Origin of the sequence: Gordonia sp. PP30, assembly GCF_023100845.1 — a bacterium.
Taxonomy (GTDB): Bacteria; Actinomycetota; Actinomycetes; order Mycobacteriales; family Mycobacteriaceae; genus Gordonia.
Genome location: NZ_CP095864.1, coordinates 872,427 through 894,566, shown reverse-complemented (window position 1 = coordinate 894,566; position 22,140 = coordinate 872,427). Strand labels below are relative to the sequence as shown.

At 68.5% G+C, this 22,140-nt stretch carries 27 protein-coding genes; 8 read left to right on the top strand and 19 right to left on the bottom strand.

All coding sequences use genetic code 11. The features are described from left to right. Positions 1-12: 12 nt before the first annotated feature. A complete protein-coding gene (locus MYK68_RS04110) occupies positions 13-318 on the bottom strand; it encodes a hypothetical protein (protein WP_247866446.1) in 306 nt (101 codons plus the stop codon). Positions 319-971: 653 nt separating this feature from the next. Between MYK68_RS04110 and MYK68_RS04105 the strand changes: the two genes are divergently transcribed. Beyond that, entirely contained in the window at positions 972-1,763 is a 792-nt protein-coding gene (locus tag MYK68_RS04105) for a DUF6414 family protein (protein WP_247866445.1), read from the top strand. A 9-nt stretch (positions 1,764-1,772) separates the two neighbouring features. Here MYK68_RS04105 and MYK68_RS04100 read toward each other — a convergent pair whose 3' ends face one another. From MYK68_RS04100 to MYK68_RS04050, 11 genes are all read right to left on the bottom strand, one after another. After that, positions 1,773-2,078, bottom strand: coding sequence for an HNH endonuclease (locus MYK68_RS04100; protein WP_247866444.1), 306 nt, complete (start codon positions 2,076-2,078; stop codon positions 1,773-1,775). Positions 2,079-2,205: 127 nt separating this feature from the next. Next, entirely contained in the window at positions 2,206-3,057 is an 852-nt protein-coding gene (locus tag MYK68_RS04095; RefSeq protein ID WP_247866443.1) for a hypothetical protein, read from the bottom strand. Positions 3,058-3,060: 3 nt separating this feature from the next. Next, a complete protein-coding gene (locus MYK68_RS04090) occupies positions 3,061-3,231 on the bottom strand; it encodes a hypothetical protein (protein ID WP_247866442.1) in 171 nt (56 codons plus the stop codon). A gap of 1 nt (position 3,232) precedes the next feature. After that, on the bottom strand, positions 3,233-3,565 hold the full coding sequence (locus MYK68_RS04085; RefSeq protein WP_247866441.1) for a hypothetical protein: 333 nt from the start codon (positions 3,563-3,565) through the stop codon (positions 3,233-3,235). Further along, a complete protein-coding gene (locus tag MYK68_RS04080) occupies positions 3,549-3,884 on the bottom strand; it encodes a WhiB family transcriptional regulator (RefSeq protein ID WP_247866440.1) in 336 nt (111 codons plus the stop codon). The genes MYK68_RS04085 and MYK68_RS04080 overlap by 17 nt, the downstream gene beginning before the upstream one ends. Further along, positions 3,881-4,102 (bottom strand): hypothetical protein, encoded by a 222-nt coding sequence (locus tag MYK68_RS04075; protein WP_247866439.1) that lies wholly within the window; start codon positions 4,100-4,102, stop codon positions 3,881-3,883. The genes MYK68_RS04080 and MYK68_RS04075 overlap by 4 nt, the downstream gene beginning before the upstream one ends. Continuing rightward, positions 4,099-4,527: a hypothetical protein gene (locus tag MYK68_RS04070; protein ID WP_247866438.1), complete on the bottom strand. Its 429-nt coding sequence runs from the start codon at positions 4,525-4,527 to the stop codon at positions 4,099-4,101. Before MYK68_RS04070 ends, MYK68_RS04075 begins: the two co-directional genes overlap by 4 nt. Further along, entirely contained in the window at positions 4,524-5,768 is a 1,245-nt protein-coding gene (locus MYK68_RS04065; protein WP_247866437.1) for an AAA family ATPase, read from the bottom strand. The genes MYK68_RS04070 and MYK68_RS04065 overlap by 4 nt, the downstream gene beginning before the upstream one ends. Further along, positions 5,761-6,321, bottom strand: coding sequence for a hypothetical protein (locus MYK68_RS04060; protein WP_247866436.1), 561 nt, complete (start codon positions 6,319-6,321; stop codon positions 5,761-5,763). Before MYK68_RS04060 ends, MYK68_RS04065 begins: the two co-directional genes overlap by 8 nt. A gap of 82 nt (positions 6,322-6,403) precedes the next feature. Next, a complete protein-coding gene (locus tag MYK68_RS04055; RefSeq protein WP_247866435.1) occupies positions 6,404-6,601 on the bottom strand; it encodes an excisionase family DNA-binding protein in 198 nt (65 codons plus the stop codon). Between the two features lie 551 nt (positions 6,602-7,152). Then, positions 7,153-8,352 (bottom strand): tyrosine-type recombinase/integrase, encoded by a 1,200-nt coding sequence (locus tag MYK68_RS04050; RefSeq protein WP_247866434.1) that lies wholly within the window; start codon positions 8,350-8,352, stop codon positions 7,153-7,155. 307 nt (positions 8,353-8,659) lie between these two features. Here MYK68_RS04050 and MYK68_RS04045 point away from each other — a divergent pair, with 307 nt between their 5' ends. Further along, positions 8,660-9,265 (top strand): hypothetical protein, encoded by a 606-nt coding sequence (locus MYK68_RS04045; protein ID WP_247866433.1) that lies wholly within the window; start codon positions 8,660-8,662, stop codon positions 9,263-9,265. Here the strand turns inward: MYK68_RS04045 and MYK68_RS04040 are convergent. Continuing rightward, complete coding sequence (locus tag MYK68_RS04040; RefSeq protein ID WP_247866432.1) at positions 9,230-9,670, bottom strand: type II toxin-antitoxin system Rv0910 family toxin; 441 nt, start codon at positions 9,668-9,670, stop codon at positions 9,230-9,232. The genes MYK68_RS04045 and MYK68_RS04040 overlap by 36 nt on opposite strands. Between MYK68_RS04040 and MYK68_RS04035 the strand changes: the two genes are divergently transcribed. Beyond that, the gene (locus MYK68_RS04035) at positions 9,648-10,310 is read left to right on the top strand and encodes a DNA-3-methyladenine glycosylase (protein WP_247866431.1); all 663 of its coding nucleotides are present in this window, start codon (positions 9,648-9,650) and stop codon (positions 10,308-10,310) included. The genes MYK68_RS04040 and MYK68_RS04035 overlap by 23 nt on opposite strands. A 46-nt stretch (positions 10,311-10,356) precedes the next feature. Here MYK68_RS04035 and MYK68_RS04030 read toward each other — a convergent pair whose 3' ends face one another. The 3 genes from MYK68_RS04030 to MYK68_RS04020 are packed head-to-tail and all read right to left on the bottom strand — an operon-like array spanning position 10,357 to position 14,239. Beyond that, complete coding sequence (locus MYK68_RS04030) at positions 10,357-10,533, bottom strand: antitoxin (protein ID WP_247866430.1); 177 nt, start codon at positions 10,531-10,533, stop codon at positions 10,357-10,359. An 11-nt stretch (positions 10,534-10,544) separates the two neighbouring features. Continuing rightward, the gene (locus tag MYK68_RS04025; protein ID WP_247866429.1) at positions 10,545-13,019 is read right to left on the bottom strand and encodes an HAD-IC family P-type ATPase; all 2,475 of its coding nucleotides are present in this window, start codon (positions 13,017-13,019) and stop codon (positions 10,545-10,547) included. After that, on the bottom strand, positions 13,016-14,239 hold the full coding sequence (locus MYK68_RS04020) for an MBL fold metallo-hydrolase (protein WP_247866428.1): 1,224 nt from the start codon (positions 14,237-14,239) through the stop codon (positions 13,016-13,018). Before MYK68_RS04020 ends, MYK68_RS04025 begins: the two co-directional genes overlap by 4 nt. 85 nt (positions 14,240-14,324) lie before the next feature. Between MYK68_RS04020 and MYK68_RS04015 the strand changes: the two genes are divergently transcribed. Both MYK68_RS04015 and MYK68_RS04010 read left to right on the top strand, forming a co-directional pair. Next, positions 14,325-15,572 (top strand): alanine racemase, encoded by a 1,248-nt coding sequence (locus MYK68_RS04015; protein WP_247866427.1) that lies wholly within the window; start codon positions 14,325-14,327, stop codon positions 15,570-15,572. Beyond that, a complete protein-coding gene (locus MYK68_RS04010) occupies positions 15,569-16,882 on the top strand; it encodes a D-arabinono-1,4-lactone oxidase (RefSeq protein ID WP_502798300.1) in 1,314 nt (437 codons plus the stop codon). Before MYK68_RS04015 ends, MYK68_RS04010 begins: the two co-directional genes overlap by 4 nt. A 1-nt stretch (position 16,883) precedes the next feature. Here the strand turns inward: MYK68_RS04010 and MYK68_RS04005 are convergent, their stop codons facing one another. From MYK68_RS04005 to MYK68_RS03995, 3 genes are all read right to left on the bottom strand, one after another. Next, on the bottom strand, positions 16,884-17,615 hold the full coding sequence (locus MYK68_RS04005; RefSeq protein ID WP_247866425.1) for an enoyl-CoA hydratase: 732 nt from the start codon (positions 17,613-17,615) through the stop codon (positions 16,884-16,886). A 183-nt stretch (positions 17,616-17,798) separates the two neighbouring features. After that, the gene (locus MYK68_RS04000) at positions 17,799-18,158 is read right to left on the bottom strand and encodes an FKBP-type peptidyl-prolyl cis-trans isomerase (protein ID WP_247866424.1); all 360 of its coding nucleotides are present in this window, start codon (positions 18,156-18,158) and stop codon (positions 17,799-17,801) included. Between the two features lie 2 nt (positions 18,159-18,160). Continuing rightward, positions 18,161-19,474 (bottom strand): citrate synthase, encoded by a 1,314-nt coding sequence (locus MYK68_RS03995; protein WP_247866423.1) that lies wholly within the window; start codon positions 19,472-19,474, stop codon positions 18,161-18,163. A gap of 150 nt (positions 19,475-19,624) precedes the next feature. On the opposite strand from MYK68_RS03995, the gene MYK68_RS03990 reads away from it, so the two are divergent. From MYK68_RS03990 to MYK68_RS03980, 3 genes are read left to right on the top strand one after another with little or no spacing between them, the layout of a single operon-like run. Then, positions 19,625-20,290, top strand: a complete 666-nt coding sequence (locus MYK68_RS03990; RefSeq protein WP_247866422.1) for a 5-oxoprolinase subunit B family protein — start codon at positions 19,625-19,627, stop codon at positions 20,288-20,290. Further along, positions 20,278-21,138 (top strand): 5-oxoprolinase subunit C family protein, encoded by an 861-nt coding sequence (locus tag MYK68_RS03985; protein WP_247866421.1) that lies wholly within the window; start codon positions 20,278-20,280, stop codon positions 21,136-21,138. The genes MYK68_RS03990 and MYK68_RS03985 overlap by 13 nt, the downstream gene beginning before the upstream one ends. A gap of 22 nt (positions 21,139-21,160) precedes the next feature. Next, positions 21,161-22,123, top strand: a complete 963-nt coding sequence (locus MYK68_RS03980; RefSeq protein ID WP_247866420.1) for an oxygenase MpaB family protein — start codon at positions 21,161-21,163, stop codon at positions 22,121-22,123. Positions 22,124-22,140 lie beyond the last annotated feature (17 nt).

The following is a 22,140-nucleotide window of genomic DNA, read 5'->3' as shown; positions in this document are numbered from 1 at the left end:
CACGCGTAAGCGTCACCGCGTCTTAGGCTTGTGACGACTCGGGGTGATGATGTTGGTCAAGCGTCGGTCGATCACCTGCCACGCCACCCGAGCCTTCGACGCCATCGTCACGGCCTCGTCGACCGGAACCTTGCCAGGCCGGACAAACTGCACCAGCTCGGCATAGTCGGCGATCGAGCCGATGATCTCGTCCAGCATCTCGGCATCGGACTTCTTGACCGGCCGCGGCGAGTCATCATCGACCAACGTAACCGTTACAGCAGGTTCGGCGTGTGACAGATCGGCGATGATCTGATCGAGCTGATCGCGGACCCGCACCAGCGATCCACGGTTCATCTGCGCGACGACCTCCCGGTTCCGGCCGAACCGATCATCGGAGACCAGACGCCCCAGCGACTCCACACGCCGTTCCAGGTCGTACGTGCCCTTCCAGAACGCGTCAGGCAGCGGCCGACGCTTACGCGGTGCACGCTCAGGCTCGTTGCGCTTGCGGTAGGCGATCGTGCGACACCGGCCCGAGCAATACCGGGCGTCAGCACGCGCCGGGGAGAACTCAGACCCGCAAGTGTCACACTCAGTAGCCATGTGACGACTATAGCAGCTAGCCGTTACACGTCGATTGAGTTGTGACAGATAGAGACTGCGGCGGCCGCGAGTTGAGCAGTCGTCGACGTGCTCTCCGCTGCGCGTGCGCCGGACCTGACCTCGTCTGAACGGATCGAGCGGGCACGACGGTCACAGGGACATTGTCCGGTGACCAGCCCTCTGCGAGGGACCGCTACTAGTTAGGCGGTATTTCTCCGATCCCCCCTCCCCGTTGGCGAGAATCCCCAGACCCGTAGCGACCCTCAGCGCGTATGCCCTACGTGGCCCCTACAGGTGCTGGGGAGGGGCATCCCCCCACCCCCCTCCGAACCAAACAAATGATTTCCGCCCCCCGGGTTGTCGGGGCTCGGCTCTATGGTGAGCAGATGGCATTCCGCAGATTTCTCTACCTCGATGACTCGATCGTCTCGGCGTACCTAGGCTCGTTCGAGGACGGCGCACGCGAGTCCATTGCGCGCGAACAGGCGTCGGAAGGAAAGTTCGATGCACGGCTCGGTATTGGCCCGGTGTCGGCGGGAGTCGGCAAGGGGCGGACGACACGCGAGACTCATTCGATCGTCGATACGCCGGAAGCGAGGTACGAGCGGCTGTCGACCCTCGGCCGGGATACTCCAAACGAGTGGTCTGTCGAGTTTGAACCAGCGGGGCTCGGGCAGCTGCCGATCGGCCATATCGTCGAGCTGTCGGTCGACATCTACGTCCCGGAGATGGTGAAGATGCTTCAGCGAGACGGTGACGTAGTTCAGGCTCTCGATCTGATGGCCAGCTTCGAGCCGATGGCTGAGACTCTGGGACTCGACACCATTGGTCTACCGGATAGAACGGAGCGGGACTCCGTGCGCCAGGCACTCGCGTCCATGCCGGACACCGACCTCATGGTGGTCGGAGAGTTCGAGGACGCCACGTGGAAGGTCGCTGGCAAAGTCGAGCGCCAGCACCTGCGGTCAGCAGACCTCGATGGCGATGTGGTTGTCGTGGGCAAAGTGATCAAGCGTTGGGCTGATGACGAGTGGCTGCCTATTCTCGCACTGCCAGGTATGAATCTCCTGCCGCGAGACCAGCGCCGCCAGATGGCTCGTGAGGTGCCAAAGGATGGCGACGCAAGTTCGATCAAGGGACCGGGCCTCACCCTCGACATCATCGCGATCTATCGGTAGGACGGACACCTAGCTACTCAGACCGGGGTGTTGTTCGGTGGGTCGGTAGCGGCGGGCTGCTCGGCGTTGTCGGCCGCGGGCTGCCTCGCTGCGGGTCTTGGGCTGGTGGCAGGGTCCGCACAGCATGGTGGCGTTGTCGAGGGTGTCGGTGCCGCCTTCGGCGACGGGGATGATGTGGTCGCAGAACAGTTGCACTTGACGGCCGTCGGCGCCGCAGCGGGTGCAGGCGTTGCCGTCGCGAATGATGGCTTGCCGGCGGATCTTGCGCCATGCCGGTGTGCTGGTGCGGCTGTTTCCGTTGACCCAGGGGGACATGGGGGCGGCTTTCTGTCGGTGGGTGTGGTTCAACCCCGACCCCGGGACGTGTGCAAGAACCGGGGTCGGGGTTGCCGTGGTGTGGCGAGCAGGAGTGATCAGACCGCGCTCGTCGCACCAGGTTCTTTCAGCCGCTGGTGGCTGAGCTGATGGCGGCGATCGCTTGGGTGAACCATCCGCGGTCGGTGCCGGCGGTGGCCGAATGCCAGGGTCGCGAACAGAGTTGTTCGAGCTGACTGACGATCGTGTCGAGCTGGACTGGTGTGGGCAGCCAGGGCTGGTGATCGGCGACGGCGAGGATCCACTGGTTCGGCGCCAGTGGCTTGATGGTGTGACCGCTGCGGAACCATTGGACGATCTGTGGTTCGGGGTAGCTGTCGGAGATGGGGACGACTGCGCGTTTGCGCGCCCAGTAGGGGTCGATGGCGAGGAAGTCGCGGGCCTGGATGCCGTTGATCGTGGCGCCGCCGATCGCCGGGTTGAGTAGCCGGATCTGTCGTACGTACTCGGCGCGCAGGGCGTCGTAGTCGCTGAGGATCTTCTGCACGGTCTGATAGTCGTCGATGTTGCCGTTGAGGGCCGCCTCGGCGGTCATAGGGTGTTCGGCGATGAGGTCGCGGTGCTGGTCGACTCGGGTGAAGATGGCGTCGAGTTCATCGCGGCACATGGCCAGTGCGGTCTCGGCGAAGTGTTCTTCGTGGCTGCGCGGGTCGGCGACTCGTTGTAGGACGTTGGCGGTGAGTGCACCGAATGCGTTCTCGGCGTTCTCGCGGAGCTTCGCAGCGCAGTAGTCGTCGATCAGTTCGGCGGGGTCGGCGCCAGCGTGGAGCTTCTCGGTGTAGTCGGTATCGACGTTGTGTGCGTGTCGTGTAGCGGCGAACCGGTTGATCTGGTCGCGGACCGTGTTCGCGTGTTGAAGGCCGGTGTTGGCTTGGCGGATCCGTTCGCGGAGCGGCAGGTCGACGGTGGTGTTGGTCATGGTTCAGGCTCCTCGGCCGGCGTGGTAGCGGTCACGACCGGACTGCACGCTCTTGTCGTCGGGCTTGTGGTCGGCGGGTTCGCGGACTTCGGCGATCAGGTCGTCGAACTCGTTGTCGGACAGTTCGGCGAGGTACTGCTTGACTCCGGCGATGAGCGGGTCGGTGTTGGCCATGTCAGGTTCCTTTTGCTTCGGCGTATTCGGTGACGGCGCGGCGGGCGAAGACCCATCTGCCGGCGATCTGTTGCCCGTCGAGGTCGGCGGCGATGCCGCGGATCCGGCGGGTGGAGACTCCGATGATCTGGGCCGCTTGGGCGGTGTCGATCAGGTCGTCGGTCTCTGGTTTCGAGTGTGGTTGGGCGTCCCGACGTGAGGTTCCGTGCGCGGAAACCTCGGCGAGGAGTCGACGAACCCGCTCGGGTACGGGCTGCCCGCAGAGTTGCCGGCGGCGTACGAACTCAGCGACCACGTACCGCACGAGTGCGACTTGGTCAGTCGAGATTTCCACCAGGACCGCCCTCCTCTGCCGTGGCCTTTCTCGGTCGGCCCGCGGCTGGGTGGGGGATCGTCCCGGCCAGCACTCCGGGCGGCCGGTCACGCGCCGGGAGCGAGTCCGCCCATTCCCGGCACTCGGTGAGGGCAGGGCACGCCGAGCAGATCGCGGCGGCGTGCCGGTGGCGATACTCGACATGCTCGTCGGGCTCGTCGGGCTCGGCCGGGGCGAAGAGTTCCGCCCGACCGACACACGCCGCACCGGACAGTTTCGGCAGCCCGGCCAGGATTCGCTTCAAGATCTGCAGGGTCGCATCGTCATCGAGGTCGCTCACTGGACGACCCCGCGATCGGCGGCGTCATGCAGAGCGTCGGCGAGACGGCGGGCCTGCCCGGCCGTGAGCGTGATCCCCTCCAGCGACACCATGCCGTCGCCGAGCAGGTGCACGGTCGGGATCAGCTGATCGGGCCGGCAGTTCCGGCAGTACCGGGTCGCTGAACGGGTGACCTTCGGACACGATCTGCATCGGACACCACGGCGTTTTTTCTTCATCGGACAACCTCCAGCCGCGGAGGGGCGATGTACCTGACAGACCCGGTGAAGGTCACCGGGCACCAGCGCACCACCACGTAGCCGCGATCCCCGTGCCGGGCGTGCGGCGCCACGGCGGTCGGCAGTTCCTCCCACGCCTCGGTAGGCATGTCCGCCGGGTGCGGCGGCCAGAGTGTGTAGAACTGCATACCGCCGCCGTCGGCCTTGACGTACGAGACGATCGGGCGGCCGTCGGAATAATGCGTGAACGCGGCGAGTTGCCGCGGCAGATCCACCAGCGCACCAGCGAGCGCGTCGGCCGGACCGTCACAGCACTCGTCGGCATGGCCGTGGTCGCTGATCTCCTGCAGCAGCCATTCGCCCGCCCCCAAGACGCGGCGCACCGACCAGACAAGCAAGTCAGTTTCGTGATTCGGAGAGATCATCGAGCGTCTCCTTTCTGGTTGGCGAGCAGACATTCGAGATGGCTCGCAATGGTGGGTTTGCAGGGCCTACCGCAGACCTTGCAGAGGTGTTGATCCCCGGCATTCCTGGTGATCCCGGACTCGGGGATCACGCCAGGATCATCGGAATGTTTGTGCAGGTCAGGGCGTGATCCCCGATCCTGGACCCTAGGGTGGGGATCACGGGGATCATCGGCCGATTCCGACGTCTGGTCCTTGGTCCCGGCGTGATCCTCGGGATCGGGGATCACAAGGTGTTCACCGCTACGCAGCGCCTTCAGTGCGGCAGCAGCTCGGGTGCTACCCCACTTCATCCGGGCCTTCACTTCGCGGAGCGTCTGCGGCTCGGGATTCAGCTTGGCCAGGGCAAGAACATCAGCGGGGGAAGCGGTCTCGGTCGGCCGGTCAGAGGCGAGCGGGGCGCGCACCGCCCACCCCATGTTCCCCTCGGCGACGGTCATCTCGAAGATCGCCGCGATCGGTTCCTTCGAGCCCTCGTCCAAGTGCGCATGCTCCCGAACACCACCGTGCCGGTCCTTGTTCACGGTGATAACTGCCGATCCGCCCCGCCCGGGGGTGAAAGGACTACGCAACGTCACGCGCAGATACGCGCCGTCGACAGCACGCCGTTTCGCGCCGGCACCGATCGCACCACGACTCGCCGAGTCCGCAGACTTCGCGACGTGGTCGATCAGGATGACGCACGCGCCCAGCTTCGCCAGCCGCGCCGCAGTCTTGCGATGCACACTGGTGTAGTCATCGCCCGAGTTCGAGTCGCCCTTGAACATCGGGACCAGCTCACCGACCGAGTCGATGACCACCAGACTCGGCGCCCACTGCTCGCAGTCGGCGATCGCACCATGCACTTCAAGTGACTCATCGGGGTCGGTGTAGCGGAACCGGGCCGGGTCGGTCAGTACCGACTGCGGAACGCCCATGTCCAGCAGGCGGAGCACTACCGACCTGGCGCCGTTGTGGTCGAGATCGATGAACAGGCACCGGCCGTCGCGGGACCGGAGTTCTTCGACGATCGCCGCAAGCGCGATCCACGTTTTGCCGGATTCGGCTTCGCCGAACAGACCGTTGACCGCCGCCCCGTAGAGCAGGCCGTGGCCGTCGAGGCGGCTCAGGAACTCCGGGGCCGGCGGGTCGAGCGTTCCCGCGAGCAGCCCGGCGATGTCGGTGTACCTGCCGACAATCGGAACGTTCTGATCATCAGTCATCGCTCACCGCCCCGGAATGCTGACGCAGCGCTGTGAGTGAGTCTCGCACCGCCCGGATCGCACGGCCCTCGCGTTCCAGCGTGACCCACAGCTCCGACTCCGCGGCGGTCTCTGCCATCGTGTCCAGCGCGTACGCGAGGGCCGCAAATTTTGCCCGGTACACCTCGGCCAGGACGGCGGCGGCGAACTCCGGCAGACGCTCGGGAGGCTCGGCCGGCGACGTCGCGGCGATCACGCGGTTCCGCACCTGCTCCCCGGCATTCCCGGCGTAGCCACCGAGACGCAGCAACTCGGCGTGCAAGGCGACCGCCGTCGGCTGGCGACCCTGGTCGACCATGTCGAGCGCCACGTCGAGGGCGGCGGCGGTCGGCGCGTCGATGAGACGCACATCATCCGGTCGGGCGAATCGGAGAACCGTGCGGATCGGAGCCAGGTTCTCCGCAGACAAGACTGCAGACAAGAGCGGAATCGAGCTAGACTGTGCTTGATCCACCGCATGGATTTCGTGAGCCCCGGTTGCCTGCCCAGCGCCGGGGTTTCGCATTTCGCTCACTCGGTCTCACCGCCGATCGCGTCGGCCTGGTGATCGCGGAGCCCGAGGTCTTCGAGCTCGTCGAAGTAGTCGTAGACGCTCATCAGGCAGCACCCATCGGACGCATGGCGGCGTCCACCTCGTTGAGGTCAAGGCGGACGAGACGCTTGCCGTTGCGGTAGCCGTTGAGACGCCCGTCGGCAATCATCTGCCGTACGGTGCGGTCGGTGACGCCGATGTACTCGGCGGTTTCTTGAATGGATGCCCAGCGGCGATTCGCTCGGGCGATGAGTTTGGACATGCGGTAGCCATCCCCTTTACGGGATCTGGCTCACCGGCCCCTCAAAATGTGTGAGCGTCCGCGGCCCCAGCCGCATTGACCTGATCTGACGATAGCAGCCGCCAGGTTCCGCTTGGCGCTACGCGTCGTCGCGTGTCGGCTTCGCTGTCGAATGGCTTCCGCCCCTGGAGAGGATGTTCTGCAATGTGAACCTGAACTGAGCGCACGAGCATGCAGCCGGGATCATCAGCCGCGGGTCTCCATGTTCGTCATCGGCAATCGGGAAGAACTTCCACCGTGGATCGAGGCGCACTTGGGTCGGGCCTGGTTCGTAGTCACCGCCATCGAGCCATTTCTGTAGACGGGCACCCGAAGTCGGCCCATCGCTGATAGTCCGGTATCGAATCACTCTGTACGGAACCGTCTCGACTATCTGCACGACGGGATCCCCGCACCGCTGGCACCTAATCTCATGCTGAACAAACCGCTTCATACGCTCGCGGCCACCCTTGGTTAGCGCGGTGAGTTGTGATCGCAGGTAGTCATTCTGAGCTGCCATCTCGTCCTGAAAGTCACTCATCATCTACGTCCTTGACGAGGGCCGAGAGTCGCTCAGCGATGGCCTTGTCGGAGCCGCTCGCCGCGTGCATGTACCTGATTGCCGCGGCCGCGGACTCATGTCCGAGACGCTGTTGTAGCTCGGACAACGTAGCGCCGGTCGAGGCGGCCCACATTGACCCGGCGTGTCGTAGATCGTGCAACCGGAGCTGATCGAGTCCAACTGCGCGGCGTGCAGTCTCCCAGTGGTAGCGCAACGTCCACTCGTCGAGCAGGTCGCCGGTCGAGTTGTCGGCGACCACCGAGGGGAACAGGGGCGCGAACTGGGCCGCGGGGACGTGCTCGTCGAGGTGGCGCACCACGGCGGCGTGCAAGTGCGGCGGGACCGCGACGGGCCGTTCCTTCTCGTTCTTCAACGTGCCCACTACCGGCTTGCGTTCGACGAACGTTACGTTGCGGCGGACGATTAGCTCAGATCCGTCCTTGGCTACATCGCGGCGGCGCAGACCGAGCAGCTCGCCCCGGCGCATCGCACACCACGCAGCCAGTAGCACCAGCAGGTGCAGACGGTCGGGCATTTCATCGGCGAGCGCAGACACCTCGGCCGGGGTGGGCACCACGATGGCGCGCTGTCGCTTCACAGTGCCCGCACCTTTGATCCGGCACGGATTCTGGTCGAGTAGGCCGTCGTCGACCGCCGAGGCGAGCACCGTGCGCAGCCACGCGTAGACCCGTGCATTACGCGTCGCGCCGTCGTTCTTCTTACCGGCCGGCCGCGAGCGGACCTCGGACCACCAGTCGCGGACATCGGCGAGGGTGAGCACACCTACCGGCGTCGATCCAAGATCGGTGCCGTCGAGAAAGTTCTTGCAGTAGCTCTCGTACTGGGCGCGCGTGGTCGGCTTTAGTCGACGCTGGCGGATCCATTTGTCGGCGTAGTCGGAGGTGCTGACCGACTGTGCTTGTTTGGACGCGTCACGCACCTCGGGCGCCCGCCACAGGTCGAGCTCAACAAGTCGTTCCTCGGCGCGCAGCCAACCGACGGCGTCATCCTTCGCTTCCCACGTTCGCGGCCCTTTGTGGATCCGCAGATCGGGGCCGGTGTAGCGGGCTTGGTATCGCCCCGATGGAAGCTTGCGGACGTTCCCGAATCGACGCTTGCTCATGCCAGTTACGTGCCGTTCTACGTTGTTTGTGCTTCCGTCACCTTCCACAATATGCCATATGCTACGGCGGTCTCACCAGCGGAATGAATGAGTATCCGCAGGTGAACAACTCAATCCAGTCGGTCGAGTGCGTGAGGTTCGAACCCTGCCGGGAGCACAGCAGACGCCGAACCGCCCGCGGATCCGAGACGACCGGCCACAGGCGCGGCGGGCGCAGGTGCCGCGTCTGCGGCCGAGTGCCGCGGGAGGGGTTCCGGGTGCCGCGGATACCGTCGTGACCACCACGTTCGACGCAATACCGGCACTCAGCGGCAACAGCCGGAGGCCGCGCGGCGCACCGGCGTAGCCTGTCGCCATGGCTCAGCAGGTACTCACTCCCGAGCAGATCGACGCACTCGACCCGGTCGCCCGGCGAGACCTCATCCGTGAGTTGTCCCGCACGCCGGAGGGACGTCTGGTGGATCCCCGGGGACGACGGCGACTGCGCTGGGAGACGCTGACCGTGATGGGCGGCGGGGCGCTCGCGCTGATCCCGTGGATGGTCTATCTCGGATTCACGCTGCCGTCCACACACACCAACGAGCACTTCGCGACCATGTGGCTCGGCTTCGACACGTTCCTGGTGATCCTGATGGCGAGCACGTTCGTGCTGGCGCTGCTCCGCAGGCAGATGGTGGCGGTCACCGCGCTGGCGACCGCGACGATGCTGATCTGCGACGCCTGGTTCGACGTCATGACCTCTGCCGGCAGCGAGCTCGTCGTCTCGGTGCTCACCGCGGTGTTCGCGGAGCTGCCCCTGGCCGCGGCGCTGATCGCCGGAACGGTGGCGCTGATCCGGCACAGCGCGATCCGGCTGTGGGAGCTCCAGCCCGGGCAGTCGATCTGGTCGCTGCGGATCATCAGCACCGTACTGCCGGAGGAGACGTCAGTCGACGAAGACCCGGCGGAAACGCGTCAGTGAGGCGTGGACGTCGCCGTGCACGGCCTTGGCGGCCGCCTTACCGACCGGGCCCATCAGCGGCAGACCCCCGAGGTCGATCAGGAAGGTGACCGTGGAACCGTCGCCGTCCGGCTCGACGGTCAGGTCGATCTTGGCTTTCACGCCGCCCTTGCCGTTGCCGGAGAACCGGACCCGGCGCGGCGGATCGTAGGTGTCGACCTTCCAGTCGAAGCGCACCCGCGTGCCCTTCGCCTTGACGACCGACGTCGCCCGGGTGCCCACGGCCAGGTCGTCGGGCGACGGCACGTCGCCGCGCCAGCCGTCGTGCAGCACCAGCCAGTCGTCGAACCGGGACAGGTCCGACGCCGCCGCGAAGGTGTCCTCCGGGCTCAGGTCGACATGAATGGAATCACTGGTCTTCGCCATGGTTGACGAGCCTAGACCACTCGGCGGGCACCGCGGCGACGCGCGGTACGCTCCGCCCGTGGTCCCCGAATTCCCGCCCGGCGCACCGGAGGTCTGCGCGGCGGCGCGGTCGCTGCTCGGCGCACTGGTCACCGGGCACGACGGCGTGCTCGCCCGGATCACCGAGGTGGAGGCCTACAACGGGCCGGACGACCCGGCGTCACACGCCTTCACCCGTACGCCGCGGTCGGCCATGATGTACGGCCCGCCCGACCGGCTGTACGTCTACCGGATCCACACCCACCACTGCGCCAACATCGTCACCAGTCCCGAGGGCGAAGGCGCCGCGGTACTGCTGCGGGCGGCCGAGATCGTCGACGGGCACGACGCGGCGCGGGCCCGGCGCGGGGACGTCGCCGATCACCTGCTGGCCCGCGGTCCCGGAAATCTGGCGAAAGCGCTCGGCATCACGATGACCGATCTCGGGACGGATGTGCGCACCCCGCCGGGGATCGTGCTGCGCTCCACCCCGGCACTGCCGGACGACGCGATCGCCGCGGGACCGCGCGTCGGGGTACGACTGGCCGCCGACCGGCCGTGGCGCTACTGGGTGGCCGAAGATCCGACGGTGTCGGCGTATCGGCGGCACCCACGGGCCTGACGCTCACCTGCCGACGCTCACTCGCCGAGTCGCCGGCGAGGCCGGGCTACTTCTTGTCGTCCTCCGCGCCGACGGCCTTGCGGGCGGCGTCCTGGGCCTTGTCGACCTGGGCGGCGTACTTGCCGTGCGTGGCCTTGTCGACCATGTCGCCGCCCTTCTCGATCAGATCGGGGTTCGACTTCAGTGCGTCCTTGGCCTTGTCGACCATGCCTTTGAGATCCATAGCTGACGAATCTACCCCGCGCTGCCGACGGACGCCGCGACGGCGAGCCGACGCTCCAGGCGCGCCTTCAGGATCCGCGAGGAGATCTCGATCGCCACGACGCCGATCAGCGCGCAGATCCCGGCCTTGCCCATCATCGCCGCGTTGGTCGAGTCCAGTTTGAACAGGTGCTCGGTGAACGACCAGGTGAAGATGATCCCGTAGGCCACCACCGAGACGGACACCAGGATCACCTTCCACCAGGTCATGGGGCGCGCGACGACGACCAGCACCCACCAGGCCATGGTGATCATCGCGGCCAGGGTGGCCGTCGCGGCCTGCGTCTGCGCGGCGGTGAACGCCGATTCGGCGCCGATCACCGAGACGTGGTCGCCGCCCGGATCCACCCACAGGTAGCAGAGGAACGTCAGGGTGCCGATGATCAGGCCGTTCGGTACGGCCTGGGTCAGCACCCGGCGCACGAAACCGGTCTTGGCGCGCTCGTTGTTCGGGGCCAGCGACAGGATGAACGCCGGCACGCCGATGGTGAACCACGCCGAGATGGTGACGTGGATCGGCTGGAACGGGTAGCTGATCGGGGCGTCGCCGAGGGCGTGCGCGATCAGCCCGGCGATGCCGACGGCGAGCGCGAGCAGCACCGCGTACACGGTCTTGGTGAGGAACAGGTTGGAGACGCGCTCGATGTTGCCGATCACCCGCCGGCCCTCGCCGACGACGTACGGCAGCGTCGCGAACTTGTTGTCCAGCAACACGATCTGCGCGACGGACCGCGCCGCCGACGACCCCGAGCCCATCGCGACGCCGATGTCGGCGTCCTTCAGGGCGAGGACGTCGTTCACGCCGTCGCCGGTCATCGCGACGGTGTGCTCCCGCGATTGCAGGGCCTGCACCATGGCGCGCTTCTGGTCGGGCCGGACGCGCCCGAAGGTGACGCCCTCCTCCACCTGGTCGGCCAGTTCGGCGGGGTCGTCGGCCAGTGTCCGGGCGTCGACGGAGGTGTCGGCGCTGCCCAGGCCGAGCGATGCGGCGACAGCGCCGACCGAGCGGGCGTTGTCGCCGGAGATCACCTTGACCTCGACGTTCTGTGACTCGAAGTACTTCAGGGTGTCCCCGGCGTCGGGCCGCACCCGCTGTTCCAGCACCACCAGCGCGACCGGCGTCAGCGTGCCGGGCACCGCGCTGTCCCCGGTCGCCGGGGTGTCGACCGGGACGTCGGTGGCACCGATCATCAGGACGCGCAGGCCGGTGGACCCCAGATCGGACGCCAGCACAGCCGCCTCCGACTCGGGGTCGAGGAGCACGTCCGGCGCGCCGATCAGCCAGTTGCCGCCGCCGTCGCCGCTACCCGCGAACGACACACCACTGAACTTGTTCGCCGACGCGAACGGCAGCACCGCGGTGGTCGTCCAGCCCGGCGCGTCCGGGTACGCCTCGGCGATGGCCTCGATGCTGGCGTTCGGGTGCGGGTCGGCGGCGGCGATCGCCGCGAGGGCCGCAGTCACCGCGGCGTGGGAGTAGTCGTCGTCGAGGACCCGCACCTCCGACAGCCGCATGCCGTTCTCGGTGAGCGTGCCGGTCTTGTCGGTGCAGACGACGTCGACGCGCGCCAGACCCTCGATGGCCGGCAACTCGTTGACCAGGCATTGGCGCTGCCCGAGCCGGATCACCCCGACGGCGAACGCGATCGAGGTCATCAGCACCAGTCCCTCGGGCACCATCGGCACCAGGGCGGCGACCATGCCGAGGAGAGCGTCGTTCAGCTGCTGCTTGCTGATCACCAGCTGGTTGAAGATGGTGAGGATGCCGGCCGGGATCAGGATCACCGTGATGACGGCCAGGATCTTGTTGATGCCGGTGCGCAGCTCCGACGACACCAGCGTGAACTTGGAGGCCTCGGCGGCCAGCTTGGCGGCGTAGGCGTCGGCGCCGACCTTGGTCGCGCGGTAGGTGCCCGAGCCGGAGACCACGAAGCTGCCGGACATGATCTCGTCGCCGGGCGCCTTGTCGACGGCATCGGCCTCGCCGGTGAGCAGCGACTCGTCGATGTCGAGCGACTCCGACTCGACGGTCTCGCCGTCGACGACGATCTGGTCGCCGGGCGCCAGTTCGATGAGGTCACCGAGGACCACCTCGCCGGGCGGGACCGGCTGCGACACCCCGTCGCGGCGGACCGTCGGCTGCGCCTGGCCGACGATCGACAGCCGGTCGAGCGTCCGCTTGGCGCGGATCTCCTGCACGATGCCGATGCCGGAGTTGAAGACGATGAGCAGCGCGAACAGGCCGTTGATGAACGACCCGGTGTACGCGACGATCGCGAACAGCACACCCAGGATCGCGTTGATCGGGGTGAAGACGTTCGCCTTGACGATGTCGGCGACGCTGCGGCCGGTGGAGTCCGGCTGGGCGTTCACCTGGCCGGCGGCGACGCGTTCGGCGACCTCGGCGGCCGTCAGCCCGGTCGGCCGGGTTCCGGTCGGTGTACTCATGCGCAGCGCTCCCACCAGGTCGGATCGTCGTAGGCGGTGCCGTTGCGTTTGCGGACGTCGACGGAGTCGCCGGGACGCGGGACGCACACGCCGACCCCGGCGGTGCCCGACGCGGACAGCAGCCGCTGGATCGGCTCGGCCCACGGGTGCAGCGCCAGATTGAAGGTGCCCCAGTGGATCGGCAGGAGCAGGGAGTCGTGCGCCGCACCAGGGTTCAGCAGGTGGTGGATCGACAGCGCCTCTTCGGGATTGATGTGGATGTCGGGCCACTCCTTGCCGTATGCGCCGACCGCGATCAGGGTCAGGTCGAACGGTCCGACAAGGTCGCCGATCTCGGCGTAGCGCTCGGTGAAGCCGGTGTCGCCGGAGAAGAAGAAGCGGTGATCGGGGCCGACCACCGCCCAGCTGACCCACTGGGTCAAATTCCGGATCAGGCCGCGGCCGGAGAAGTGCCGGGCCGCCGTCGCATGGAACCGGTACGACTTCCCGTGCACGTCGAGGTCGATGTGTTCGTACCAGTCGGCGGCGAAGATCCGCGCCGGATCGACGCCCCACGCGATCAGGTGTGCGTCGACCCCGATCGGCACCACGAACCGGGCCTGCGGGTGCAGCGCGGCCAGCGCGTCGATGGTGGCCGTGTCGAGGTGGTCGTAGTGGTCGTGCGAGAGCAGCACCACGTCGATCGGCGGCAGCGCCCCGACGGACGACGGCGCCGGATGCATCCGCGCCGGGCCGACCACCTGCGACGGCGAGCAGCGCGCACTGAACACCGGATCGGTGAGGATCCGCGCGCCGTCGAGTTCGACCAGCACGCTCGCGTGGCCGAGCCAGGTGGCCGCGAGCGTGGCTGGTTCGGCGTCGAACCGCGGGGTGGTGACCGGTATCGGCGCGCCCGGCCGGCCGGGACGACGCGCCATCTCCACGAACGTGCCGACGCCGGGGCCGGGGCCGGCGAACGCGGCCTCGCGGTTGGCGAACACGCCGTCGGTGGCGAACGGCGAGCGCGCGGTGAACGGCGCGATGGTCTTCGCGTCGGCGCCGAGCGCCCGGGCCGGGCCGACGCCGCGCGCGGCGAGCCGATCGACGGCGCCGACCGCGGCGGCCTCGCCGCGCGCACTCGTGGCGGCGGCCAGTCGTGCGGTGGCGGACCGCGTACGCAGGATGGCCGAACCCACGGGTTCGGCCACCCCGTCGAGCAAGATACTCCGGATCGATGTCACGCTTGACTAGCGTAATCGTCGTCATCGTCGCGTGCGTCCGCCGCGCCGACCGTCCCGCCGTCGCATACCAGGAGCCGTGCCCGCCATGTCCCGTCCCACCGAGTACGTCACCGACCCGAATGCCTACTGGGGCGGCATCGACGACGCCGTCGCCCGCGCCGGACTGGACTCCCCGGTCCTCGCGCTGGACCTCGGCGCACTGGAGCACAACATCGCCGACCTGCGACGACGCGCCGGCGGAGTGCCGATCCGGATCGCCAGCAAGTCGCTGCGAGTCCGCTCGGTGATCGACGACGTCCTCGCTCGCGACGGCTTCGCCGGAGTGCTCGCCTTCGACGTCGACGAGGCGCGCTGGCTCGCCACCGAGTCGGGCGTCACCGACGTCCTGCTCGGCTATCCGTCGGTGCGGCGGACCGCGCTCGCCGAGTTGCTGGCCGACGACGTCGCCGCGGCGCGTGTCACGCTGCTGATCGACGACCCCGCGCAGCTCGACGTGCTCGACGCGGTGGCCGCGCCGTCGTCCCGGCCGGTCGTGCGGGTGGCGATCGACCTCGACGCCTCGCTCACCGCACTCGGCGACCGGGTGCACCTGGGGGTACGGCGCTCCCCCGTGCACAGCATCGACCAGATCCGCCACCTGGCGCGGACCATCACCGAACGGCCCGGGTTCACGCTGGTCGGCGTCATGTCGTACGAGGCGCAGGTGGCCGGGCTCGGCAACGGGGTCCCCGGCAAGGCCCTGATGAACACCGCGATCCGGGCGGTCCAGTCGGTGTCGATGACCGAACTGCGCCATCGCCGCGGCAAGGCGATCGCCGCGGTGCGTGAGTACGCCGACCTGGAGTTCGTGAACGCCGGCGGCACCGGGTCGCTGGAGGAGACCGCGCGCGATTCCGCGGTCACCGACATCGCCGTCGGCAGCGGCCTGTTCGGCGGGCACCTGTTCGACACCTACCGGCATTTCCAGCCGGCGCCGGCGCTGAGTTTCGGGCTCGACGTGGTGCGTCGTCCGAGCCCCGACTACGCCACCTGCGCGGGCGGCGGCTGGATCGCCTCCGGCCCGCCCGGACCGGACCGGCTGCCGAAACCCGTGTGGCCGCAAGGACTGTCGTATGTCGGCACGGAGGCCGCGGGCGAGGTGCAGACACCACTGCGGGGCGAGGGCGTCGCACACCTGCGGATCGGTGACCGGGTGTGGTTCCGCCACACCAAGTCCGGCGAGCCGTGCGAGCGGTCATCGCGGGTCGCACTGATCGGCCGCGACAGTTCGGGCGAGGCCGAGGTGGTCGACGTGATACCCACCTACCGCGGCGAGGGGAAGTGCTTCCTGTGACCGCCCACGCCACCTGGTCCAATTGGGGCCGCACCGCCCACGCCACCCCGACCCGGCTGATCGCGCCGCACAGCGCCGACGAACTGGCCGCCGACGTCGCCGCCGCCGCCGGACGCGGCGAGAAGGTGAAGCCGGTCGGCGCCGGACACAGCTTCACCGAGATCGCGGTGGCCCCGCAGATCCAGATCAGCATGGCCGGCCTCGGCGGGCTGCGCGACGTCGACACCGCCCGCAAGCGGGTCACGCTGGGTGCCGGCACGCACCTGCATCAGATCCCGGCGCTGCTGGAGCCGCACGGGCTGGCCATGGCCAATCTCGGTGACATCGACCGGCAGACCATCTCCGGGGCGACGTCGACCGGCACGCACGGGACCGGACTGCGCTTCGGCGGCATCAGCACGCAGATCGTCGGGGCCCGGCTGGTCGACGGTCACGGCGCGCTCCACGAGATCGGCGAGGACCACCCGGACCTGCCGGCCGTCGCCCTCGGCCTCGGCGCCCTCGGTGTGCTGACCGACCTCACGGTGCAGTGCGTCGACGCCTTCGCGCTGCGCGCCCACGAGGCGCCGGGCACCGCCGACGAGACCATCGACGGCTTTCTCGACCGCGTCGCCGAGCACGACCACTACGAGTTCTACTGGTTCCCGCACACCAGCCGAACCCTCACCAAGACCAACACCCGGCTGCCCGCCGACACCCCCGCCGAAGGTCCCGGCAGCGTACGCCGGTACATCGACGACGAGCTGCTCTCCAACGGCGTCTACGGCGCGATGGTGGCGCTGGCCGCGCGGGTCCCGCGGGTGGCGCCCGGTTTCAATCAGATCGCCGGGCGGGTGCTGTCGGAGCGCACGTACACCGACCGCAGCGACCGTGTCTTCGTGTCCTCACGCTCGGTCCGCTTCCGGGAGATGGAGTACGCGATCGGGCTGGACGCCGTCCCGGAGGCGCTGCGCGAGCTGCGCGCGATGATCAACCGCCGCCGCTACCGGGTGAGCTTCCCGGTCGAGGTACGGGCCGCCGCCGCGGACGATCTCTTCCTCTCCACCGCCTCCGGCCGCACCTCCGGATACATCGCGGTGCACCGTTACTACCGGGACGATCCGGCGTCGGCGGCACAGTATTTCCGCGACGCCGAGGAGATATTCCTGGCGCACGGCGGCCGCCCGCACTGGGGCAAGATGCACACCCGCGACGCGGACTACCTGCGCGGCGTCTACCCGCGGTTCGACGACTTCCTCGCGGTCCGCGACCGCTACGACCCGGACCGGACGTTCGCCAACCCGTATCTGCGGCACGTCCTGGGCGCGTAGGTCAGCGACCGGTGAAGACCGGGGGGCGCTTCTCGGTGCGGGCGGCGCGGGCCTCCTGGACGTCCTCGCTCTCCCAGGCGGCCATCATCGCGGCGACGCGGTCGGCGGGGGCCTCGTCGCGGGCGCCGTCGCCCTTGAGGACCAGCTTGTAGTGCGCCAGGGTCAGCGGGGCCAGCTCGGCGATCTGGGCCGCCCAGTGCTGAGCGTCCGCGAGGTCGCCGATCCGATTGGCGAAGCCGAGGGCGTGCGCGCGATCAGCGGTGAGCGGCTCACAGCCGAACAGCATGCCCGCGGCCTGGCCCGCCCCGACCAGGGACACCAGCCGGCGGATGGTCCACTCGTCGACGGCGACGCCGATCCGGGCCGCCGGGATCCCGGCGAGCGCGCCCGGGTCCATCACGCGCAGGTCGGCGGCGACGGAGAGTTGCAGGCCGGCGCCCAGCGCCGCGCCGTTGAGCGCGGCGATCACCGGCACTGCGGTGGCCTCGATCTGCGCGTTCAGAGCGATCAGCTTGTCCAGGAAGCCCTTCTCGTAGACCGGGCCGGACAGATCCGCCCCGGCGCTGAAGACCTCGCCGCGCCCGGTCAGCACGATGGCCCGGGCACCGCCGTCGACCGCCGCCGTGAACGCCGCGGACAGGTCGTCGACCATCTGGTGGTTGAGGGCGTTGCGCTTCTCCGGACGCGCCAGCTCGATGGTGGTCACGGCCCCGGTGGTGCTGCTCACGATCATGACGAGGAGCGTACTAGGACCAGCCTTGCCCGTCGGAAGCCACCCGAACACAACGTCCAATCGGTCGGCGCCCTGGCGCTGCGCGCCAGCAACCGTCAGCCGGAGACGACGACGGGCGGCGCACTCCCCAGGGAGTGCGCCGCCCGTCGTGATTTCGCTTCGCTCGACCGGCCCGGTGCGACCTCAGGCGCCGAGAAGGTCGATCACGAAGATCAGCGTCTTGCCGGACAGGCGGTGACCCCCGCCCGCTGGTCCGTAGGCCAGTTCCGGCGGAACCACCAGGCGGCGGCGTCCGCCGACCTTCATGCCGGGGATGCCTTCCTGCCAGCCCTGGATCAGCGCGCCGAGCGGGAAGTTGGCGCTCTGGCCGCGATCCCACGACGAGTCGAACTCCTCGCCGGTGTCGTACTCGACGCCGACGTAGTGGACGTCGACCATGCCGCCGGGGACGGCCTCGGCGCCGTCGCCGATGATCAGATCTGTGATCTGCAGCTCGGCCGGGGCCGGGCCCTCCGGGAATTCGACTTCGGGTTTGGTGCTCATGATCAGCGGTTCTCCATCGGGGTGTAGTCGCGCTCGGTGTATCCGGTGTACAGCTGACGCGGGCGGCCGATCTTGGTGGCCGGGTCGGCGTGCATCTCGCGCCAGTGCGCGATCCAGCCGGGCAGGCGGCCGAGCGCGAACAGCACGGTGAACATGCGGGTCGGGAAGCCCATGGCCCGGTAGATGACGCCGGTGTAGAAGTCGACGTTCGGGTACAGCTTGCGCTCGATGAAGTAGTCGTCGTGCAGCGCGACCTCTTCCAGGCCCTTCGCGATGTCCAGGAGCTCGTCCTGAACGCCGAGGGAGGCGAGGATCTGATCGGCGGTCTTCTTGACGATCGCCGCGCGCGGATCGTAGTTCTTGTAGACGCGGTGCCCGAAGCCCATGAGCTTCACACCGTCTTCCTTGTTCTTCACCTTGTTCATGAAGGCCGCGGTGTCGCCGCCGGAGGCCTGGATGCCTTCGAGCATCTCCAGGACCGCCTGGTTGGCGCCGCCGTGCAGCGGGCCCCACAGGGCGTTGATGCCGGCCGAGACCGAGGTGAAGAGGTTGGCCTGCGAGGAGCCGACCAGGCGCACGGTCGACGTCGAGCAGTTCTGCTCGTGGTCGGCGTGCAGGATGAACAGCATGTCGAGCGCCTTGGCGACGTCCGGATTGACCTCGTAGGGCTCGGCCGGGAAGCCGAAGGTCATGCGCAGGAAGTTCTCGACCAGACCGTAGGAGTTGTCCGGGTAGAGGAACGGCTGGCCGACCGACTTCTTGTAGGCGTAGGCCGCGATGGTCGGCAGCTTGGCCAGCAGCCGGATGGTGGACAGCTCCACCTGCTCGGGATCCTTGGGATCGAGCGAATCCGGGTAGTAGGCCGAGAGCGCGTTGGCCGCCGACGAGACGACGGGCATCGGGTGCGCGTTGCGCGGGAAGCCGTCGAAGAAGCGCTTGAGATCCTCGTGCAGCAGCGTATGCCGGCGGATCTTGTCGGTGAACGCCTCGAGTTGATCGGTTGTCGGCAGCTCGCCGTAGATCAGGAGGTAGCTGACCTCGATGAACGTCGACCGCTCGGCGAGCTGGTCGATCGGGATGCCGCGGTAGCGCAGGATCCCCTCGTCGCCGTCGATGTAGGTGATGGCCGACTTGGTGGCCGCCGTGTTGACGAAACCACCGTCGAACGTGGTCATCCCGGTCTTCGACAGGAACGGGCCGAGTGCGACCGAGTCGCTGCCCTCGGTCGCCTTCAGGATCGACAGGTCGATGGACCCGCCGGGGTACGTGAAGGTACCGGTCGCCTGTTCATCGGTCGTTGCTCTATCCGCGGACACACAAACCCCTTATAAACTCGCGGTCTGACCAGCTGTTGGTTACAAGCTAGTCGGCTGCCACTAGCGCCGCCCAATTGAGGGTCCCTCAGCAAGAATTCCGGGCGGCTGTCGTCGTCCGCTCAGCTTACCCACAGGGACTACGGTGGTGTCATGCGAGAGCTACCCGCGGGCGACGACGCGGTCCTGCTCGACTTCTCCGCCGAGCCCGATCCGGCGGCCGCCGCGGCGCACTCGGCGCGGGTCCTGCGCGCCGCCTCCGACGCCGGCATCCTGGACGTCTCCGACGCGATTCCGGCCGCCGCCACGGTGCTCGTATCGGCCCGGCGCGGGCACCGTATCGACGCGCTCGCGGTGCGTCGTGTCCTGCGCTCGGCGGGCACCTCGGCGACCGGTCCGGCCGGTGCCGGCGACCCCGAGATCGTGGTGCCGGTGACGTACGACGGCGCCGATCTCGGCGAGGTCGCCGCGCTCGCCGGAGTGACCCCGGAGACGGTGATCTCCGCTCACTGCGCGACGGTGTGGCGGGTGCAGTTCATGGGCTTCGCGCCCGGCTTCGGGTACCTGGTCCCCGACGTCTCCTCGCCGGCCGATGCGCGGGCCGTGTTCGACGGTCTGACGCGCCGCGCGCAGTCCCGTCCGGCGGTGCCCACGGGCTCGGTCGCGGTAGCCGCCGGTTACAGCGCGGTGTACCCCCGGACCAGCCCCGGAGGATGGTTTCTGTTGGGGCACACCGACATTCCGCTGTGGGATGTCTCCGCCGAACCTCCGGCGCTGCTGACCGCCGGCGCCACGGTGAGGTTCTCGTGCGCGGGCTGACCGTCGTCTCCCCCGGACCACTCGCCACCTTCCAGGACTTCGGCCGGCCGGGCTACGCGCATCTGGGCGTGCCGGTGTCCGGGGCCGCCGATCTGGGGTCGCTGCGGCAGGCGAACCGGCTCGTCGGCAATCCCGAATCCGCGGTGGCGATCGAGACCACTCTGGGCGGGTGGTCCGCGCGGGCCCGCGGGCACGTGGTGCTGGCCGTCACCGGACCGGCGACGGCGGTACGGATCGACGGACGCGTGGTCGGCAGTCACGCGGCGGTCGGGCTGCCCGACGGATCACTGATCGAGGTGCCCGCCCCGGCATACGGCTGCCGCAACTACGTGGCGGCGCGCGGAGGGTTCGTCGTGTCGCCGATCCTGGGCTCGGCGTCCACCGACACGCTGTCGGGACTGGGCCCGGATCCGTTACGCGAGAGTGAGGAATTGCACATCGGCGAGACCGCTCTGGAGTGGCCCCCGGAGACCGTCGCGCCGGGGCCGCCGGCGCCGGGCCGCTACCACGAACTGACCATCCGGCGCGGGCCCCGGTACGACGATCTGGCCGACCCGGCGGCCCTGTCCCGGATCACCTGGACGGTGAACCCGGCGAGCAACCGGATCGGCGTGCGGCTGGATGCTCTCGATGACGCCCTGCGCCATCGCGCTGGCCTGCCCGCGCAGCCGTCGGAGGGGGTGCCGCTGGGCGCCGTGCAGGTGCCGCCGAGCGGTCAGCCGGTGCTCTTCCTGGCCGACCACCCGGTGACCGGCGGCTATCCGGTGGCCGCGGTGCTCACCACCGAATCGGTCGACCGCGCCGCCCAGTTGGTCGCCGGAGACACGGTGCGGCTCCGCCTCACTTGACACAGATGTATGATTTTGTGTCATGACCTCGGAGATGCTGGGCCCCGACTCCGTCACCTGGCGCTTCTTCGGCGGCTGGCGCGGCATGCTGATGGGTCTCTGGTCCGGGTCCATGCAGAACATGCACCCGAAGCTGGCGGCGGGAGTGTGGGACCACTCCGACTTCTTCGGCGAGCGGTGGGAGCGGCTGATGCGCTCGCTCTATCCGATCAGCGGCGTCGTCTTCGATCTCGATCCGGCCACCGGCCGGCAGGTCCGCGACTATCACCTGACCATCAAGGGCACCATGGCCGACGGCGGGCGCTACCACGCCCTCGACCCCGACGTCTTCTACTGGGCGCACGCCACCTTCTGGTACGGCAACATCCGCTGCGCGGAGGCCTTCGGCCCGCCGATCACCGAGGCGGACAAGCGCGCCCTGTTCGAGGAGTCCCGCACCTGGTATTCGATGTACGGCGTCAGCATGCGGCCGTGCCCGGACACCTACGAGGAGTTCCTGGAGTACTGGGACCACATGTGCCGCCGCGTGCTGCGCGATCACGACGCGGTGCGCACCGTCCTGGACATCACTCAGCTGCCATCGCCACCGTGGATGAAGCCGTGGATGCCGCAGTGGCTGTGGCGCCGCCAGGTCGCCGTCGTGCAGCGCGTGTTCCGGTGGATCACCACCGGCCTGTACGACGAACCCGTCCGCGAGATGTTGGGCCTGACGTGGACCGCGTCCGACGAGCGACGCTTCCGGCTGTTCGGCCGCCTCGTCGACCTCAGCCAGCGGCTCACGCCGAGCCGCTACCGGCGACATCCCCGGGCGCGCGACGCGTTCGACCGGGTGAGCGGCCGCGTCGCCGCCGATGCTCCCCTGCTCGAGACCCCGGCGCGCAACCTCCCGAGCGGCGCCGAGCGGGAGAACCCGATCCACTACTGCCCGGTGCACACCGCGCGTCGTGCACGGTTGCCGTGGCAGAGCAATGTCGTGAACGACTGACTGCGCGCGTCCGCGGA

What these genes read in the sequence shown, in the direction of transcription:
- MYK68_RS04040 (WP_247866432.1), bottom strand. Translation starts at nt 9,670, where the DNA reads ATGGCGAAGACCAGTGATTCCATTCATGTCGACCTGAGCCCGGAGGAC.
- MYK68_RS04105 (WP_247866445.1), top strand. Translation starts at nt 972, where the DNA reads ATGGCATTCCGCAGATTTCTCTACCTCGATGACTCGATCGTCTCGGCG.
- MYK68_RS04100 (WP_247866444.1), bottom strand. Translation starts at nt 2,078, where the DNA reads ATGTCCCCCTGGGTCAACGGAAACAGCCGCACCAGCACACCGGCATGG.
- MYK68_RS04000 (WP_247866424.1), bottom strand. Translation starts at nt 18,158, where the DNA reads ATGAGCACCAAACCCGAAGTCGAATTCCCGGAGGGCCCGGCCCCGGCC.
- MYK68_RS04025 (WP_247866429.1), bottom strand. Translation starts at nt 13,019, where the DNA reads ATGAGTACACCGACCGGAACCCGGCCGACCGGGCTGACGGCCGCCGAG.
- MYK68_RS03980 (WP_247866420.1), top strand. Translation starts at nt 21,161, where the DNA reads ATGACCTCGGAGATGCTGGGCCCCGACTCCGTCACCTGGCGCTTCTTC.
- MYK68_RS04035 (WP_247866431.1), top strand. Translation starts at nt 9,648, where the DNA reads ATGGAATCACTGGTCTTCGCCATGGTTGACGAGCCTAGACCACTCGGC.
- MYK68_RS04065 (WP_247866437.1), bottom strand. Translation starts at nt 5,768, where the DNA reads ATGACTGATGATCAGAACGTTCCGATTGTCGGCAGGTACACCGACATC.
- MYK68_RS04005 (WP_247866425.1), bottom strand. Translation starts at nt 17,615, where the DNA reads ATGATCGTGAGCAGCACCACCGGGGCCGTGACCACCATCGAGCTGGCG.
- MYK68_RS04075 (WP_247866439.1), bottom strand. Translation starts at nt 4,102, where the DNA reads ATGAAGAAAAAACGCCGTGGTGTCCGATGCAGATCGTGTCCGAAGGTC.
- MYK68_RS04015 (WP_247866427.1), top strand. Translation starts at nt 14,325, where the DNA reads ATGTCCCGTCCCACCGAGTACGTCACCGACCCGAATGCCTACTGGGGC.
- MYK68_RS04090 (WP_247866442.1), bottom strand. Translation starts at nt 3,231, where the DNA reads ATGGCCAACACCGACCCGCTCATCGCCGGAGTCAAGCAGTACCTCGCC.
- MYK68_RS04045 (WP_247866433.1), top strand. Translation starts at nt 8,660, where the DNA reads ATGGCTCAGCAGGTACTCACTCCCGAGCAGATCGACGCACTCGACCCG.
- MYK68_RS03990 (WP_247866422.1), top strand. Translation starts at nt 19,625, where the DNA reads ATGCGAGAGCTACCCGCGGGCGACGACGCGGTCCTGCTCGACTTCTCC.
- MYK68_RS04070 (WP_247866438.1), bottom strand. Translation starts at nt 4,527, where the DNA reads ATGATCTCTCCGAATCACGAAACTGACTTGCTTGTCTGGTCGGTGCGC.
- MYK68_RS04055 (WP_247866435.1), bottom strand. Translation starts at nt 6,601, where the DNA reads ATGTCCAAACTCATCGCCCGAGCGAATCGCCGCTGGGCATCCATTCAA.
- MYK68_RS04030 (WP_247866430.1), bottom strand. Translation starts at nt 10,533, where the DNA reads ATGGATCTCAAAGGCATGGTCGACAAGGCCAAGGACGCACTGAAGTCG.
- MYK68_RS04095 (WP_247866443.1), bottom strand. Translation starts at nt 3,057, where the DNA reads ATGACCAACACCACCGTCGACCTGCCGCTCCGCGAACGGATCCGCCAA.